Below are 15,078 nucleotides of genomic sequence, written 5' to 3'. Positions count from 1 at the left end.
TCGATATGACGCAGCGCGATGAGCAACCACAATGGCGCTTGATGCGCGAGCAGGATCTTGCCCAGGTGGATGTGGTCGCCAATATTGTCCACCCGGACTTTTTTGAAGAAGAGGCGGTCTTTCGAGACCGCTTCAATGCCTGTCCCGAAGGGTGTTTCGTGCTGGATAATGGCACTGAGATTCTTGGATATGGAATAAGCCATCCGTGGTCTCAAGATTCCATTCCCGAACTGAATAAGGTCTATGGGGATTGGCGCGACGATTCTGATGTCTTTTACATTCATGATGTCGCCCTATTGCCCAAAGCGCGTTCGGGAGGCCAGGCGTCCCGCGTGATTGCAAAAATGATTGCGCAGGCCAGCGAATTGCATTTTCCAACAATGGCGCTCGTTGCTGTTAATGGTACGCAGGGCTTTTGGGAGAAGCAGGGATTTACTCCCAAAAATGTACCTAGCCTTGCATTGAAGCTGAGAACCTATTCTGATGATGCCGTTTATATGATCAGGAAAAGTTAAAACGACAAAGTTTCGTTAAAAAGCGCAATTTTTCCGCATGAAAGAGTCGCACAACTGATTTTCAATCTGTATAGAGACGAAGGATCAGCACCCCAGTGAACAGAATAGGGCTGCTTGCGATCCTTGGACTAGTTTAAACGGCCGAGTGCCGGACCGAGGAGTTTTCTCAATGGCAAATGTAGTTGTCGTCGGGTCGCAATGGGGCGACGAGGGCAAGGGAAAGATCGTGGATTGGCTGTCTGAGCGCGCCGATGTGATCGTGCGTTATCAGGGCGGCCACAATGCCGGTCATACGCTTGTCATCGATGGCGTCAGCTATAAGCTTTCGCTGTTGCCGTCCGGCCTTGTGCGTGGAAAATTAAGCGTGATTGGGAATGGTGTGGTCGTGGATCCACATCATTTCGTAGCGGAAGTTGAAAAGCTGCGTGGCCAGGGTGTAGACATTAATCCTGAGGTTTTACGCATTGCGGAAAATGCACCGCTTATACTCTCTATTCATCGTGAACTTGATGCGATGCGTGAAGGCTCGACCACGGGCCTGAAGATCGGTACTACCAAGCGCGGCATTGGCCCCGCCTATGAAGATAAGGTTGGCCGGCGCGCGATCCGCGTTATTGATTTGACAGAACCTGAAACGCTTCAGCCTAAAGTTGAGCGCCTCTTGACGCATCACAACTTATTGCGCCGTGGTATGGGACTGGAAGAAATTTCTGTCGAAACCATTATGGACGAACTAACTTCGGTTGCTGACCAAATCCTGCCCTATATTGATCAGGTCTGGCGCGTTTTGGATGAGCGCCGCAAGGCGGGTGATCGTATCTTATTCGAAGGCGCTCAGGGCGCTCTTCTGGATAATGATCACGGCACCTATCCGTTTGTGACCTCGTCTAACACTGTTGCAGGACAAGCGGCCGCAGGTTCTGGTCTTGGCCCAACCGCCATTAATTATGTGCTTGGAATTACCAAAGCTTATACGACCCGTGTGGGCGAGGGGCCGTTTCCGACAGAATTGGATGATGAAATCGGTCAATTCCTTGGTGAAAAAGGTCATGAATTTGGCGTTGTCACCGGGCGCAAACGTCGTTGCGGTTGGTTTGATGCTGTTATTGTGCGTCAGACAGTGCGCACATCAGGCATTACCGGTATTGCGCTGACCAAGCTGGACGTTCTGGACGGTTTGGAAGAAATCAAGATCTGCGTCGCTTATGAACTTGATGGCAAGCGCATTGATTATTTACCGTCTTCCATGGGCGCTCAAGCGCGGGTGAAGCCGATCTATGAGACGCTTCCCGGCTGGTCAGAAACAACGGCTGGCGCGCGCTCGTGGAATGATCTTCCAGCGCAAGCGGTCAAATATGTCCGTCATATTGAAGAACTCATTGGCGCTCCGGTTGCAATGCTCTCTACAAGTCCAGAACGCGAAGACACGATTTTGGTAACTGATCCATTTCAGGGTTGATTGAGATCAAAATTACGGCTGGCAGCTTTGCCAGCCGTACTCAAATTTCTTGTTTTTCTGCTAATCATTTAAAAAGACGATACTTAATCGTGGTCCGATCCTTTGCTTTCCCTTGATTATTGTGATTATTGAGACATTGTTTGTATCTCATAGTCGCGGAACTGGGTAAGACAGTATGGCAGATTTTGTAGCGGTCCTGAAAAAGACAATCGATGCGCAGGCGGAAAACACGCCTGAATTGCGTCAGCGGGTCTACGCGAAAGCACGGGCGACAATTGAGCAAAAGCTGGTGATGGCAAATGCCTCCCAAGCTATGGCCGTGAGGCAGCGCGATCTTCTCGAAAAAGCAATATCGGAAACAGAGGCTTTCTACACTACGGTAAGTGAGCCTTTGCATGAAGAGCTGTTCGATCCGCTAGAGGAGTTTTTGCATGAAACGGCGCGTTCGTCGGTAGTCAATCAACCTGAAAAATCTGCATCAGCACCCGCGCCGGATGTCGACGAACCTGATCATGGCGAGGGTAGCGGGCCAAATGCGGATAATGGTGCGGTTAATGACGCACCTATTGGGCCGCAGCCAACAAGTGATGAGCGAGTTGAAGACCGTGACAGGCGCCATCGCTATTATGAAGAGCCGAGAGATCTGCGCGAAGGGCGATCTTACAAAGGGTTAATTACCGGGCTCGTTGCCGTTCTGCTACTTGCGGGCATTGGCTATGGCATCTGGTCTGCGAAAGACGAAATTACCGATTTTGCCTCATCTATCGGACGTAGCGATGCTCCTGATGATGAAACACAGCTAAGCCAGGATGAGCAAGCAACTCCGGAGAGTGCGATAGAAGAATCACCGCAAGCGCCAGCGGAAGAGCCCAAGCTCACGCAACGTCTCTTGCCCGATGGAAGCGAAGTTGATGCCGGTCCTGCTGGTGGAGAGACGACGATCGGTGAAGGCACTTCTACTTCCGCTTCAACCTCTGGCACTGCTCCATCGGCGGGTCAGAATCAGCCCGCGGCGAGTGAAGCTGTGGCGGTTGGTCAACAGGCGCTTCTTTATGAAGAGCGCGGCGGCACGCAATCAGGTTCGGTTGAACGCGGCAATGTGGTCTGGTCGGTCGTTGAAGAGAGCCCGAATGAAGGGGAGCCAGCGGAACCAGCGATTCGCGGTAACCTCACCATGCCTGACAGTAAGGTTGAGATGAAATTGACTATCCGCCGAAATACAGATCAGTCAATTCCGGCAAGTCACCTCATCGAAATTGTCTTTAATGTCCCTGAAGATTTTTCCGGTGGCGTGATTGATAATGTCCAGCGCATTACCTTCAAAGATACAGAACAGGCTCCCGGTAATCCGCTAATCGCCGTTCCGTCTAAAATCGCCGATAATTTTTTCATCATCTGGCTGAATGATGCGCGGACGGCGCAAGATACCAATCTGTCGCTCATGCGTCGCCTGCAATGGATTGATATTCCGATATCGTATCGCAATGGACGACGGGCATTGATCAGCCTTGAAAAAGGTATTCCGGGCGAGAAAGTCTTCAACGAGGTACTGGGCGCAAATTAAACTGCGCTTGGTTGCCGACGGGTTTTCCCCGCGCGACTGATTTTACGCAAATTAAAGGCCGCATAAGCGGCCTTTAATTTTTAGTGCATTATTTTATGCGTCTTCTGTTTCGACCGTCCTCAACGCTTGATGCTGTTTGAGAGCGGCTGCTTTAACAGCGGCCTGAACTTTTTCAAAAGCACGCACTTCGATTTGACGAACGCGCTCACGGCTAATGCCGAATTCACCGGAAAGCTCTTCCAAGGTGATCGGATCTTCCGCCAAACGACGCGCTCTAAAAATACGACGCTCCCGGTCATTTAGCGTTTCCATTGCCTGATCAAGCATAGAGCGGCGGCTTTCCAGTTCGTCCTGCTCAATCAGGATTTCTTCCTGATTATCGCTCGTATCGACCAGCCAGTCCTGCCATTCGCCTGATTCGCCCTCACTTGCGCGTAATGGGGCGTTTAGCGAGGTATCACCGGATAAGCGGCGATTCATTGAAACAACTTCGTCTTCGCTAACCTGTAGTTTGGTTGCGATTTGTTTGACTTGATCCGGGCTTAGATCGCCATCATCGAGCGCCTGAATCTTGCTTTTCATCTTGCGCAGGTTGAAAAACAGCCGCTTTTGGTTGGCGGTCGTTCCCATTTTGACAAGGCTCCAAGACCGCAGGACATATTCCTGAATGGAAGCCTTGATCCACCACATTGCATAAGTGGCAAGGCGGAAACCGCGCTCGGGTTCAAAGCGCTTGACCGCCTGCATGAGGCCGACATTCCCTTCGGAAATTACTTCACCGATAGGAAGGCCATATCCGCGATAACCCATGGCAATTTTTGCCACCAAGCGCAGGTGACTGGTCACGAGCTTGTGCGCGGCTTTAGGATCTGCATGTTCATGATAGCGCTTCGCCAGCATATATTCTTCTTGCGGCTGAAGCATAGGAAAACGGCGAATTTCTTCTAAGTAACGGGTAAGTCCTCCGTCACCGGTCGTAATACTTGGAAGATTCATCTGGGCCATAGAGCACCCTCCTTTACTTCTTGCAGGTCCCCATTTGGCGAACCTGTCTCATCGACTGCATTCGCACGACGATGCGAGCTTCCATATATAAGCATCAATTTGGCAAAATCACGATGCTCAAACCCTTAAGACGAAATATCTCTAGAATTTGAACATAACGATGAGCTCGCCAATTTGTGCCAAGCCACAACAAAGTAAATTACACGATTGGGAGTTCTTGTGAGCCGATAATTATTACAGTTCAACTGGAGTGAATGCGAAATTGTTCCACCAGGTCGGCCATGTCTTTTGGCAAAGGGGTCTCAAAGCGCATGGTTTTTTCCGTCACTGGATGGGTGAATGCGAGAAGCCGGGCATGGAGCGCCTGCCGTGCAAAGCCTCGCACTGTTTCCTGCAAAGGCGCTGCCAGTTTATTGGCTTTGGTTTTATAGGCGCTGCCATAATCCATGTCGCCAACCAATGGATTTCCGAGATGGGCCATATGAACGCGAATCTGATGGGTTCGTCCAGTCTCTAATCGGCATTCAACCAGCGATGCAAGTGCGGTCGCATCTTGGCGTGAACCATAGACTTCCATTGTTGCGTAATGGGTGACGGCGTGTCTTGCATCGGCGCGATTTTCGTTCACAACAGCTTGTTTGGTTCGATCGCGGTGAGATCGGGCCAAATAGGTTTCAATTGTCCCTTGCGGTCGCTCGGTCATGCCCCATATCAGCGCCAAATAGGCTCGTTCCAGATCACCGGTCCGGCCATGATCGGCAAATTGTTGACTTAAGTGCCGATGCGCATGATCATTTTTTGCCACCACCAAAACGCCGCTCGTGTCTTTGTCAAGACGGTGCACAATGCCCGGGCGCTTGATTCCGCCTATTCCTGACAAGCTATCGCCACAATGATATATAAGGGCATTGACAAGTGTTCCCGTCCAATTGCCATTGCCGGGATGAACGACAAGCCCCGCGGGTTTGTTGACCACGATAAGGTCTTCATCTTCGTAAAGGATGTCCAGAGGAATATTTTCTGCCTCGGGCTCGGCGGCTTGTGGCTCTGGCAGGCGGACGGTGATCTTCATACCTTCGCGCAGTTTCTGCTTAGTTTCATGCACGGGGGAGCCATCTAGGGTCACATGACCTTCTGTAATCAGGGACTGAACGCGACTGCGGGAGAGTTCCGGCCCCAATTCTGCGGCCAGCCATTGGTCCAGACGCTTGCCTGCGGCATTGGTGTCGGCAATTAGCTCTTTCAATCGTCTCTTCCCTTCGTTATCACGCGCCAGACGCATGCCGATATGTAAATTGGAGTCTTTTAATGCAGGATCCCCATTATCCGAGATATCAGAATCATCAGGATTCAGCACATCAAGACTATCAACATGGCCATTATACAGAGGAAATAGAAGAGGCTCCGCTCGATCCAACGATGGAACGGGTGCGCCGGAAAATGATCCGTCTATTGGCTGTATCAATCGGTGTCATGCTTATCGGTCTTATGGCTGTGCTTGTTGCGGTTGTCTACAAAATCAATCAAGCGCCAGATGTTGTCATAGAAGAGACGCCGCTAGAAACTCCAGGGACAATGGCCATTGCGTCGGAAAAGCCTGAACCTTTGCCATTGATCGAATCTCAAATTCAGATCGAACCCGGCACCCGCTTGTTATCGCAAAGCCTCTCCGGCAATCAGCTGTCACTTGAAACGCTGCTGCCAGACGGTGGCACCGAAATCTTGGTTTATGACTATCGTGAGGCACGTATCATAGGCCGGATTAAGCTGGGAAATGTCGAATAATATAGCGGTTCGGCTTTCTGTCTTGCAGTAGCTGCCCTGGTTAAGGTTTCGATTTCACTCAATTTTGTTGAGGTAAGCCCTGTCGTCTAACGATGGGGCGCGAGATCCTTTCACAATCGGCTCACAATCGGCCCACAAATCGGCCCACAAATCGGGCAGTCATCTCACGGCGGAAACAGAGATTTGCTTCCTCTCGGGCGCACCAACCCCTGCGCATGTTCGGATAGGCTTAATAGGGGTGTTTAAATAATTTCTCAGTTGCAATAAATTTGCAACTGAGGGGACGAGAGTGCATAATTCGGCTATGGATCAATCACGTAAAAAACCCGACTATGAGGGTAAGCTCCGAGAAGCTGGGGTGCGCATTACGCGCCCGCGTCGTATTATTCTTGGTATTTTGAGTGCTACCGATGATCATCCGGACGCGCTTGAAATTTTTCGTCGTGCGGTGGAAATCGATAGCAATATTTCGCTCTCCACCGTTTATCGCACCATGAAGCTTCTGGAAGAGATGGGCGCTATCCACCGCCATGCTTTCGATGGCGGCCCATCGCGTTTTGAACAGGCCGGTAAGCATCATGATCACATTATCGATATGGCCTCTGGCGAAGTCGTAGAATTTCATTCTGATAAAATTGAAAAGCTTCAGGAAGAAATCGCACGCTCGCTGGGTTATGAGATTGTCCACCATCGGCTCGAATTATATTGTAAAAAAATTGAATCCTAATGGAACCAAGAATGACAATTTGCATTTAACGATTACGAAGGCCGTGTATCGCCCCGCAAGCGGTCTTCTAGTCCGCTTCTAATCCCCCCTAAAAAGCGGATGACGAGAGCGCCGCGCAATGATTGTCCGCGTTTGAGGATGCGAAAGGCTGATTGGACCTTTTTAAAAGGTCGAGAGCTTTGAATGGCGATTGTCGCCGCAGGCGTTCCGCGCTTATAGCCGCCATGGCACCCGCCATGGCGGTTTTTCTTTGGCGAAGCGCTTTTAAATATCGAATTGTTCGGTCGGGATCGTGAGCTGATAAACCGCTCCGGTTGGACTAACCCTATATTCGGCGTGTCCTCCTACCGCTGCAGGAACGATGCGTTGAAGCACAGCACTGCCAAAGCGTGGTCCGTGTTCAATCGGCACCGATAAAGCGGAGTTTATTTCCTCCCAGCGAAAAACGAAATATTCTTCCCCCTTTTCATTGGTTGACACTTTAGCGGTGATCTCGACCCGACCATGGGGGATAGTTAATCCGCCAAATGATGTCGCATTAACAATCAATTCGTGAAGTGCGAGCCCGGTATGTAATGCCGCACCTGGAAAAAGATAAGGATTGTCGCCAACCACAGTGAGGCGTTCATCACTGGAATCGATGTATTTTTCGATCTGTGAATTAAGCAGATCACGAAACAGGGCTCCGTGCCAATTCGAATCGGTTACCAGATCTTGCGAATATGAAAGCGACTGGATGCGCCCACGCAGTTTGAGCATGAAATCATCAACCGAATCTGTAAAACGCGCCGTCTGGCTCGCAATACTTTGTACGATTGCTAGCAGGTTTTTGGATCTATGGCTTACTTCACGCAGCAGTATTTTCAGCATCTGCTCGCGCCGTTTGGATTCGCTGATCTCTAACGCGGTGGTAACGAGGCCAATAATATTGTCATCCTCATCACGATCGCAATCGATGTGAAACTCGACCCACCGCAGCACATTATCGTCGTGAATGGCGAGCTCGACATTTTGGGAAAGGCCGGTCTCTAAGGCGGCCTGCTTTGCTTGTTCAAGGCGAGACAATGAGGACGTGAAAATAAAATCGCAATCTTTTCCGCCTACTTTCCAGCTCTCTAACCAGTAAGGCGGCAGATTCTCGCTCCACTGATAGCGCATGTCTAAGCTTTGATAGAGAACACAGACATTGCTATTGCGGATCGCACGCAAAAGAGCACGCAGGCGGTTGTCGCCATCCTTTTGATCAATGGGATGGGGCGGTATCTTCATCAGACAGCTCCCTGATGACGCCAGACATTCTGTGCCAGGAAGTGATGGACGAATGTTGATTGGAACGGGTTACCCATAGTCATGCACCGTTATGTTGTGGCCAATTCGCTTAGCCTCTAAACGGTTACGGGTCCTACCAATGAAGGGAGTTTGCCCATACCACGGAACCCTTGCCACATCCCGCGGGAAAAACGGGACTTCGTCATTTATGCCTTTCGGATCGCCGAGGCGATGAGGCAGACGACAAGGAGCGCAAGAAATACAAAAAAAAGAAGCTGGGCTATTCCTGCGGAGGCGCCTGCTATACCGCCGAAACCCAGTGCACCTGCCACCAGAGCAACAACGAGAAATACAAGGGCATAATAAAGCATGTTGGTTCTCCTGTGCTTTAATTGATGAGGTAACGAGCCACCGCGATATTGGTTTCCTCTTTTCTGTCAACTGCTAGCCCCCAAGCGGATTGTTTCCTGGCCCCCAGTTAAACCGGAGTTTAACCGGGGGGAACGATGTCGGTTTTTCTAATAGATCATGCAGCAACCTGCGCAGATTCTTCGAAGAAAAGCGCCTGGCTGATTAACGCTTTAACCATATCCGGGTTGAAAGGTTTGGTTACCAAAAATGTCGGCTCCGGCCTTTCCCCGGTTAAAAGACGTTCCGGGAAAGCAGTTATAAAAATAACCGGAATAGCATCTTCTTTAAGAATCTCGTTAACGGCATCAATACCTGAACTTCCATCCGCCAACTGGATATCCGCTAAGACCATTCGAGGCTTTTCACGGGCATAAAGCTCTGTGGCCTCGGATTTTGTGCGGGCGATCCCGACAACCTCGTGACCAAGGCTTTCCACCATTTGCTCAATGTCCATAGCGATGAGCGGTTCGTCCTCAATAATCATTAGACGAGTGGCGACCTGTTGGGAGATTTCTGCGGAAGCGCTGGAAAGAAGCTTTCCGAAATCAGCTTCGTTAAGGCCTAAAATTTCTCCGGCCTCGTATTCACTAAACCCTTCCACAGCAACAAGCAAAAAAGCTTGGCGGGCGAGGGGCGAGACGTGGGCCAGGTTGCGCGCAGTGTTTTTTTCCCACGCAAATTCTGAAGCCGTTTCTGGTACCCGTATTGATGCGGTTTTATAAAGATCACAGAAAAGGCGATAGAGTGCGATACGATCCGTGGAGGCCACGGGGAATATGCTGATATCTGCTATCAAAGCTTCCAAAGTAGCTGCAACATAGGCATCGCCTGATGTTTGCGAACCGCAAAGTGCCCTTGAGAAACGGCGTAGATAGGGAAGGTGCGGCGCTATTCGCGTCGATAACGTCATGTTTGAAATCTCCTCAGCCGTTATTCGTATTCACTGCATCCCAGCAGGCATGCGTTATTCATTTTAATGCATATGAAAAGGCATTATGATGCCGAAAACGCCTCTGCCTGCAGAAAGTTCCAAATATTTGTAATGAGCAGGGAACTTTTTTAACATTTATGCATTGAAGCCATGGTTGCAATCAACAATGACTAAGGCGCAATGTTAAAATTATGACCAAACAGAATAATGTTCATGCGAGTGGCGCGGATATTTCAGTGTCACAGCGCGTCCGAAAGGATGCTCTCGGCTCTAACTGTGAAGTTGGTCTGAAATTAAAAGCTTTATATTCTTCAATTCAGGATGAAGAAATTCCTGACCGCTTCCTAGAACTTTTGGAGAAACTTGATCAGGCTGAACAGGAGGGCGCCCATGAGCATCGATCCCGATCGGCCAGCTGAAAAATCGCCGCAATTCAGGCGTGAGCTTCTGGCGGCTTTGCCGAGCTTGCGAGCGTTTGCTGTTTCTTTGATTGGGCAGCAAGATCGTGCGGATGATCTCGTGCAAGACACGATTATGAAAGCCTGGGCCAAGCAGGATTCCTTTGAGCTAGGAACGAATATCAAGGCGTGGCTTTTTACAATTCTTAGAAATGAATTTTACACTCAAATGCGCAAGCGCGGACGCGAAGTGCAGGACCATGACGGTTTGTTCAGTGAGCAACTTGCAGTGCATCCTTCGCAATATGGCTCTCTTGACTTAGCGGATTTTATGGCCGCTCTCGAACAATTGCCGAGCGATCAACGTGAAGCGATTATTCTGATTGGGGCGTCGGGATTTGCCTATGAGGAGGCCGCAGAAATTTGTGGCTGTGCTGTAGGCACCATCAAAAGCCGTGTAAGCCGGGCGAGAAGCCGACTTCAGGAAATTTTGCAGGTCAAAGGTGATGCAACAGATTATGGTCCAGATGCAAGTTCGTCCAAAGCTACTTTGCGAAGTTTTGCATAATAAAATTTCTTGGCAATTTTCCCCTTACAAGCTGTAATATAAGGTTTCCGAAGCGTATCGAACGGGATTCGATTTAGCGCGCAATGCGTTCTAAACTGAGCAAAAGCGCTTTGGTGAGCAAAAGATGTTTTTGACCCTCCTTAAATAGAGGAGAGTTTTCGACATTTGACCCTTGTCGCTATCTGTGCCCGAACGATTGCGAGTGTGTGACCAGTGCCAACACCGTTATTAAGTTTCGTATTAAGACCGTCTCTTAGGCCGATTGCGGTGATTATATCGCTCGGGTTGGTGTTGTTGTCGGCAACGACCACGCTGTTACTGTCGAGCAGTGTTAATCGACAAGTTGTCGACATGACACGAAATTTCGACTTGCGTCAAAAAGTCGAAATGGTCGCACAGCTCGCCTATAATATGGAAATAAGCCGGCGGGGTTATCTGTTGACGCTGGATGAATCCTATCTAGATCTTTATCAGCGTTCGATCCTAACTGTCGATCAGACCCTTTCTGAACTGGCTTTATTAAGCGAAGATAATCCGCAACAGGTGGCCAGGGTTAAAGAGATTAGCGCACTGGTTCATCGCGAATATGAGGATGTTAACGAGACAATTAACCTGGCAAAACAGGGGCGTGTGAACGAAGCGGTTGATATAGTGCGCGGAGCTGAAGGCAAATTGCTTTTGGAAAAACTCGCAAACACTGTGTCACAATTTGTCAGCGCCGAAGAAAGCGAGTTGTTCAAGCGCAATAATGATATCAATCGGATGCGTTCTGGGATGGCGGTTGCTTCTATTGTTGCACTGCTTTCGGCAACTATGCTCGGCATTCTTCTTTTCAGCCGTATTCAGCGTTACGCGCGTGCATTGATCGAGGGACAGACAGCGCTCTTGTCGGAAAAGGAATTGCTTGAACAGCGGGTTCGTGAGCGCACGGCAGAGCTGGAGCAAGAGCGGCGTATTGCTGAAAGAGAGCGGCGACGAGTCGAAATTCTGCTTCATGATTCCAATCACCGCATTGGAAATTCGTTGGCTACGGTTTCTTCGCTTCTCGGCCTACAATTACGCCAGACCCGCAATGAAGAGGCACGACGCGCCCTTTCTGCTGCACGGGACCGGGTGCACACAGTCTCCACTGCGCATCGTCGGCTGCGTCTTGGCGAAGATATGGAATCAACCCGGGTCGATGAATTTCTTCACACTGTGGTTGAGGATATTCGAAATGCCACAGGAAGTGAGAGAAAAATTGTTTTCAAGACAGATTTTGCGCCTCTTGATCTTAAAGCTCGCGATGTGACCACTATCGGAATTATTGTGGGGGAGTTGGTAACCAACGCAATAAAACATGCTTTTCCCGGACGTCAGGAAGGGCAAATATTTATTGCTTTCAAGATCGACGACAATATGCCCGCATTGATCGTGGAAGATAACGGCGTTGGCTGTGTGTCAACGAATGGGGAGAAACCAGAAGAGCATAATGGTTTGGGCATGTTGGTGGTTGAACAGCTATGCCTCCAATTCGGAGGTAAGCCTAGCTATATGCTGCCGGAAGATGGAATTGGAACGCGTGTGGTTGTGCGCCTTTCTCTGCTTGGCCAAAGGATGCAGAAGGAACAGGAAAGCTTGGCCGAAGAATTAGGGCTTGAAACTCAAACAATTTGAAAGGAGCGGCATTGGTGAATGCTACTCCATTTCTTTATTTCTTTTTCTGCGTCAAAAGGCTGACCAATATTATTCCCGCCAATGGCAATGCGGCCGCGAGGATGGGACGTTTGAGGATTGATGGAACGGTGGCAATGGCTGCTGTTGCCATTAATGCAGATTTGTCGGCATTTATTCGCTGTTGCCGCTTTCGTTCGTCCGCAGCACTTTGAATCTTTAAAACTGCAAGCACCAGTAAAGCCAGAATTATCGAAAGTCCGGCCATAATCAAAGCCGCAATTGGTCCACTATATTGCTGCGCAAGAGCAAGAAAGGCAGCAAGGCATAAAAACAGCAGCGTGAGAATTCCAAAAAAACCGATCACAGCACCAAAAATGGCCGTTCTCTTAATTTGAGCCGTGGTACGCTTGAGTTCGTCACCCGCAAGAGCCGCCAGTAGGGGAGTGAATAGTTTCAGCATGGCGTTCAGCGACGCGAGAGAATTGCAAGCAAATAGCCAATGCCAAGCGCTGTGGCTAGCGAAGCCAAAGGCCGTTCCCGCACCGTAGCCGTCAATTGGGCTTCGATATCTTGCGCTCTGATCTTTAGATCATCGACCATATCTTCGCCTTGCATAAACGCGCTTTGATAGGTTTGTTTTGCGGTCTGCTTAGCGTCTCTAACGGTCTGGCTTCCAAGATTGGCTAGGGTTGCGGCAATCGCTGCGATATCTTCCCGCAATTGCTCTACTTGGGACTGGAGATCTTCTGTTGTTGCGTCCGAAAGGGTTTCGTCAAGCTTGTCTTCTATTTTTTCAGTTTTATTCGGATCGCGCGCCATATGGGCCTCCTGTCAATTTGTCATTAGATAGATCGGAGAAATAACGTTTCTTCAGTGCAATGGTTGCATGCAAAGCAGCAATGCTACAAGCGCGAATTATAGCGTTTAGGCCAAAAGCAACCAAGCCACACCAATCAATGCTACACAGGCTACGCCAATAAGCGCCGCCACTGGAAACTTTGGAGTTGGCGGCAGAGGATCATCATTGCCCGCCATAGCAGTACGCGCCGCGTGTTCAAGTGTCTGTATATCCTTGAGTTGCATAGCAATTCCCTCCGCAATCATCCAAATATGATCGGTCGATCATGGTGATGCTATCACGGCTGATTTGCAGTTTTTATGCAAGTGGGATTTCTTCGAGGATATTAATAACGCTGAATCTGACGGAAACTTCGCAAGAAATATAAAACATGACTTGCAAATTCATGTTAATGAGAATTAAGACAAAGACATATAAAATTTGGGATTTCCAGCTATCCTCCCTGCTTGGGCTGGCGACAAAAGGCGATAAAATGACTGGTTTTTGGCAAAAGTCCTGCGTGGCTGCGTTTATGTGTGTGGTGCTTCTGATTTCATCAGCGCCTTCGTTTACACAAGAAGCTACGCCTGAGATGGCTAATCCAGCGGTATCCAGTCCCTTGCCAAATGTGGAAGCGCCTATGCCTCAATTGCCTGCCTCGGCTGCATCATCACAAGCATTAACAGATGTGCAGGATGGACCTATCTTGCCTCACGATCTTTCGCCGTGGGGAATGTTTATGGCTGCCGATTGGGTCGTCAAAGCAGTGATGATAGGGCTTGCGCTTGCATCTTTACTGACCTGGACCATTTGGATAGCCAAATCTATGGAGCTCGCTGGTGCTCGTAAAAGGGTTCATAAAGTTCTCAAAACCATTGGAGATTCTGCCACGCTCACTGAAGCGACCGAGTCGATCGGCAATGTTCAGGGGCCTGCGGCGATGCTGGTGCGGGCGGCGGAAGATGAAGTTCGACTTTCCGCTCCGATTTTGCCCCGGGTGAGCAGTGAAGGAGTAAAAGAACGTGTAACTTCACGCCTAGTGCGCATTGAAGCCAAAGCGGTACGTCGCCTCTCCAAAGGCACCGGGATTTTGGCTACGATAGGATCGGTCGCACCTTTTGTAGGGCTTTTTGGCACAGTCTGGGGCATCATGAATTCCTTCATAGGTATCAGCCAGACGCAAACGACAAATCTCGCAGTCGTGGCCCCCGGAATTGCCGAAGCTCTTTTGGCGACAGCAATTGGTCTGGTTGCTGCTATTCCTGCAGTGGTAATTTACAACATATTTGCCCGGGCGATCAGCGGATACCGTCAATTATTGGGCGATGCTTCGGCCAGTGTGGAAAGATTGGTGAGCCGAGAATTGGATTTCAGGACGGCAGCTATCCACGCTAAAGAATTTCGGGCGGCGGAGTAACGATTATGGCGGGCAGAATTCGTGAAAATGAGGGTGATGATCTCGAGCTCAGTCACGAGATCAATGTGACACCTTTCATTGATGTCATGCTCGTGCTGTTGATCATCTTCATGGTCGCGGCACCGTTGGCGACGGTCGATATTAATGTTGATCTTCCGGCTTCGTCTGCGACGCCTGCACCACGGCCCGATAAGCCGATCTATGTGACGCTGAAAGAAGATCTCAGTTTAAGCGTGGGCAATGATACCGTTGGGCGGGATATGCTTAGCGCTTCGCTCGATGGTGTGTCCGAGCAGAATAAGGAAGCGCGCATTTTCTTGCGTGCCGATAAAAATGTCGGATATGGCGAGCTGATGCAGGTGATGAACCTTTTGCGTGAAGCGGGCTATTTGAAAATTGCGCTGGTCGGTCTTGAAACAAGCGCGGGCGCTTCATCAGCGGCGAATGCGGAGGTTTCTGCTTCGCAAGGAGCGGCGATGGGAGTGGTCCACGGCGCGGGCGATGGAGCGGTGCAGTGATCAGGCTTGCTCCCGGC

18 protein-coding genes are annotated in these 15,078 nt (G+C 49.8%); 10 read left to right on the top strand and 8 right to left on the bottom strand.

Annotation, left to right across the window (positions count from 1 at the left end; genetic code table 11):
- Positions 1–5: 5 nt before the first annotated feature.
- The 3 genes from C7374_RS07440 (at position 6) to C7374_RS07430 (ending at position 3,538) form a co-directional block, all read left to right on the top strand.
- Positions 6–515, top strand: coding sequence for a GNAT family N-acetyltransferase (locus C7374_RS07440; protein WP_111574998.1), 510 nt, complete (start codon positions 6–8; stop codon positions 513–515).
- Positions 516–684: 169 nt separating this feature from the next.
- The gene (locus tag C7374_RS07435; RefSeq protein ID WP_111574997.1) at positions 685–1,974 is read left to right on the top strand and encodes an adenylosuccinate synthase; all 1,290 of its coding nucleotides are present in this window, start codon (positions 685–687) and stop codon (positions 1,972–1,974) included.
- Positions 1,975–2,149: 175 nt separating this feature from the next.
- Positions 2,150–3,538 carry a transcriptional regulator gene (locus C7374_RS07430; protein ID WP_111574996.1) on the top strand — a complete coding sequence of 463 codons (1,389 nt, stop codon included), beginning with the start codon at positions 2,150–2,152 and terminating at the stop codon, positions 3,536–3,538.
- A 93-nt stretch (positions 3,539–3,631) separates the two neighbouring features.
- On the opposite strand, the gene rpoH is transcribed toward C7374_RS07430, so the two are convergent.
- Together rpoH and C7374_RS07420 are read right to left on the bottom strand one after the other, a co-directional pair.
- Complete coding sequence (gene rpoH, locus C7374_RS07425) at positions 3,632–4,543, bottom strand: RNA polymerase sigma factor RpoH (protein ID WP_111574995.1); 912 nt, start codon at positions 4,541–4,543, stop codon at positions 3,632–3,634.
- Positions 4,544–4,784: 241 nt separating this feature from the next.
- Positions 4,785–5,825: an RluA family pseudouridine synthase gene (locus C7374_RS07420; protein ID WP_170130224.1), complete on the bottom strand. Its 1,041-nt coding sequence runs from the start codon at positions 5,823–5,825 to the stop codon at positions 4,785–4,787.
- A gap of 26 nt (positions 5,826–5,851) precedes the next feature.
- Here C7374_RS07420 and C7374_RS07415 point away from each other — a divergent pair, with 26 nt between their 5' ends.
- Both C7374_RS07415 and C7374_RS07410 read left to right on the top strand, forming a co-directional pair.
- On the top strand, positions 5,852–6,328 hold the full coding sequence (locus C7374_RS07415) for a hypothetical protein (RefSeq protein WP_111574993.1): 477 nt from the start codon (positions 5,852–5,854) through the stop codon (positions 6,326–6,328).
- 304 nt (positions 6,329–6,632) lie between these two features.
- Positions 6,633–7,055: a ferric uptake regulation protein gene (locus C7374_RS07410; protein WP_111574992.1), complete on the top strand. Its 423-nt coding sequence runs from the start codon at positions 6,633–6,635 to the stop codon at positions 7,053–7,055.
- A gap of 264 nt (positions 7,056–7,319) precedes the next feature.
- Here C7374_RS07410 and C7374_RS07405 read toward each other — a convergent pair whose 3' ends face one another.
- The 3 genes from C7374_RS07405 to C7374_RS07395 form a co-directional block, all read right to left on the bottom strand.
- Complete coding sequence (locus C7374_RS07405) at positions 7,320–8,324, bottom strand: sensor histidine kinase (RefSeq protein ID WP_111574991.1); 1,005 nt, start codon at positions 8,322–8,324, stop codon at positions 7,320–7,322.
- 206 nt (positions 8,325–8,530) lie between these two features.
- Entirely contained in the window at positions 8,531–8,695 is a 165-nt protein-coding gene (locus C7374_RS07400) for a DUF1328 domain-containing protein (protein ID WP_111574990.1), read from the bottom strand.
- 155 nt (positions 8,696–8,850) lie between these two features.
- Positions 8,851–9,645: a response regulator gene (locus C7374_RS07395; RefSeq protein WP_111574989.1), complete on the bottom strand. Its 795-nt coding sequence runs from the start codon at positions 9,643–9,645 to the stop codon at positions 8,851–8,853.
- Between the two features lie 212 nt (positions 9,646–9,857).
- Between C7374_RS07395 and C7374_RS07390 the strand changes: the two genes are divergently transcribed.
- From C7374_RS07390 to C7374_RS07380, 3 genes are all read left to right on the top strand, one after another.
- On the top strand, positions 9,858–10,085 hold the full coding sequence (locus C7374_RS07390; protein WP_111574988.1) for a NepR family anti-sigma factor: 228 nt from the start codon (positions 9,858–9,860) through the stop codon (positions 10,083–10,085).
- On the top strand, positions 10,057–10,632 hold the full coding sequence (locus tag C7374_RS07385; RefSeq protein WP_111574987.1) for an RNA polymerase sigma factor: 576 nt from the start codon (positions 10,057–10,059) through the stop codon (positions 10,630–10,632). The genes C7374_RS07390 and C7374_RS07385 overlap by 29 nt, the downstream gene beginning before the upstream one ends.
- Positions 10,633–10,845: 213 nt before the next feature.
- Positions 10,846–12,288, top strand: a complete 1,443-nt coding sequence (locus C7374_RS07380; protein ID WP_111574986.1) for a sensor histidine kinase — start codon at positions 10,846–10,848, stop codon at positions 12,286–12,288.
- 34 nt (positions 12,289–12,322) lie between these two features.
- Here the strand turns inward: C7374_RS07380 and C7374_RS07375 are convergent, their stop codons facing one another.
- From C7374_RS07375 to C7374_RS16155, 3 genes are all read right to left on the bottom strand, one after another.
- Positions 12,323–12,748: a phage holin family protein gene (locus tag C7374_RS07375; RefSeq protein WP_111574985.1), complete on the bottom strand. Its 426-nt coding sequence runs from the start codon at positions 12,746–12,748 to the stop codon at positions 12,323–12,325.
- A gap of 5 nt (positions 12,749–12,753) precedes the next feature.
- Positions 12,754–13,107 (bottom strand): ElaB/YgaM/YqjD family protein, encoded by a 354-nt coding sequence (locus C7374_RS07370; RefSeq protein ID WP_111574984.1) that lies wholly within the window; start codon positions 13,105–13,107, stop codon positions 12,754–12,756.
- A 105-nt stretch (positions 13,108–13,212) separates the two neighbouring features.
- Positions 13,213–13,371, bottom strand: a complete 159-nt coding sequence (locus C7374_RS16155) for a hypothetical protein (protein WP_170130223.1) — start codon at positions 13,369–13,371, stop codon at positions 13,213–13,215.
- A 248-nt stretch (positions 13,372–13,619) separates the two neighbouring features.
- On the opposite strand from C7374_RS16155, the gene exbB reads away from it, so the two are divergent.
- On the top strand, positions 13,620–14,543 hold the full coding sequence (gene exbB / locus C7374_RS07365; RefSeq protein WP_111575129.1) for a tonB-system energizer ExbB: 924 nt from the start codon (positions 13,620–13,622) through the stop codon (positions 14,541–14,543).
- Positions 14,544–14,548: 5 nt separating this feature from the next.
- Positions 14,549–15,061: a TonB system transport protein ExbD gene (gene exbD / locus C7374_RS07360; protein ID WP_111574983.1), complete on the top strand. Its 513-nt coding sequence runs from the start codon at positions 14,549–14,551 to the stop codon at positions 15,059–15,061.
- Positions 15,062–15,078: the final 17 nt, after the last annotated feature.

The organism is Falsochrobactrum ovis, from assembly GCF_003259955.1.
GTDB classification, from domain to species: domain Bacteria; phylum Pseudomonadota; class Alphaproteobacteria; order Rhizobiales; family Rhizobiaceae; genus Brucella; species Brucella ovis_A.
Note: the sequence above shows the minus strand (reverse complement) of the source record. Positions and strands in the feature narration are given on the sequence as shown.

Coding starts and splice junctions, on each gene's coding strand:
- C7374_RS07390 (WP_111574988.1), top strand. CDS start 9,858: ATGACCAAACAGAATAATGTTCATGCGAGTGGCGCGGATATTTCAGTG.
- C7374_RS07375 (WP_111574985.1), bottom strand. CDS start 12,748: ATGCTGAAACTATTCACTCCCCTACTGGCGGCTCTTGCGGGTGACGAA.
- C7374_RS07440 (WP_111574998.1), top strand. CDS start 6: ATGACGCAGCGCGATGAGCAACCACAATGGCGCTTGATGCGCGAGCAG.
- C7374_RS16155 (WP_170130223.1), bottom strand. CDS start 13,371: ATGCAACTCAAGGATATACAGACACTTGAACACGCGGCGCGTACTGCT.
- exbD (WP_111574983.1), top strand. CDS start 14,549: ATGGCGGGCAGAATTCGTGAAAATGAGGGTGATGATCTCGAGCTCAGT.
- C7374_RS07420 (WP_170130224.1), bottom strand. CDS start 5,825: ATGCGTCTGGCGCGTGATAACGAAGGGAAGAGACGATTGAAAGAGCTA.
- C7374_RS07400 (WP_111574990.1), bottom strand. CDS start 8,695: ATGCTTTATTATGCCCTTGTATTTCTCGTTGTTGCTCTGGTGGCAGGT.
- C7374_RS07410 (WP_111574992.1), top strand. CDS start 6,633: ATGGATCAATCACGTAAAAAACCCGACTATGAGGGTAAGCTCCGAGAA.
- C7374_RS07435 (WP_111574997.1), top strand. CDS start 685: ATGGCAAATGTAGTTGTCGTCGGGTCGCAATGGGGCGACGAGGGCAAG.
- C7374_RS07415 (WP_111574993.1), top strand. CDS start 5,852: ATGCAGGATCCCCATTATCCGAGATATCAGAATCATCAGGATTCAGCA.
- C7374_RS07430 (WP_111574996.1), top strand. CDS start 2,150: ATGGCAGATTTTGTAGCGGTCCTGAAAAAGACAATCGATGCGCAGGCG.
- C7374_RS07370 (WP_111574984.1), bottom strand. CDS start 13,107: ATGGCGCGCGATCCGAATAAAACTGAAAAAATAGAAGACAAGCTTGAC.
- C7374_RS07395 (WP_111574989.1), bottom strand. CDS start 9,645: ATGACGTTATCGACGCGAATAGCGCCGCACCTTCCCTATCTACGCCGT.
- C7374_RS07405 (WP_111574991.1), bottom strand. CDS start 8,324: ATGAAGATACCGCCCCATCCCATTGATCAAAAGGATGGCGACAACCGC.
- rpoH (WP_111574995.1), bottom strand. CDS start 4,543: ATGGCCCAGATGAATCTTCCAAGTATTACGACCGGTGACGGAGGACTT.
- exbB (WP_111575129.1), top strand. CDS start 13,620: ATGACTGGTTTTTGGCAAAAGTCCTGCGTGGCTGCGTTTATGTGTGTG.
- C7374_RS07385 (WP_111574987.1), top strand. CDS start 10,057: ATGAGCATCGATCCCGATCGGCCAGCTGAAAAATCGCCGCAATTCAGG.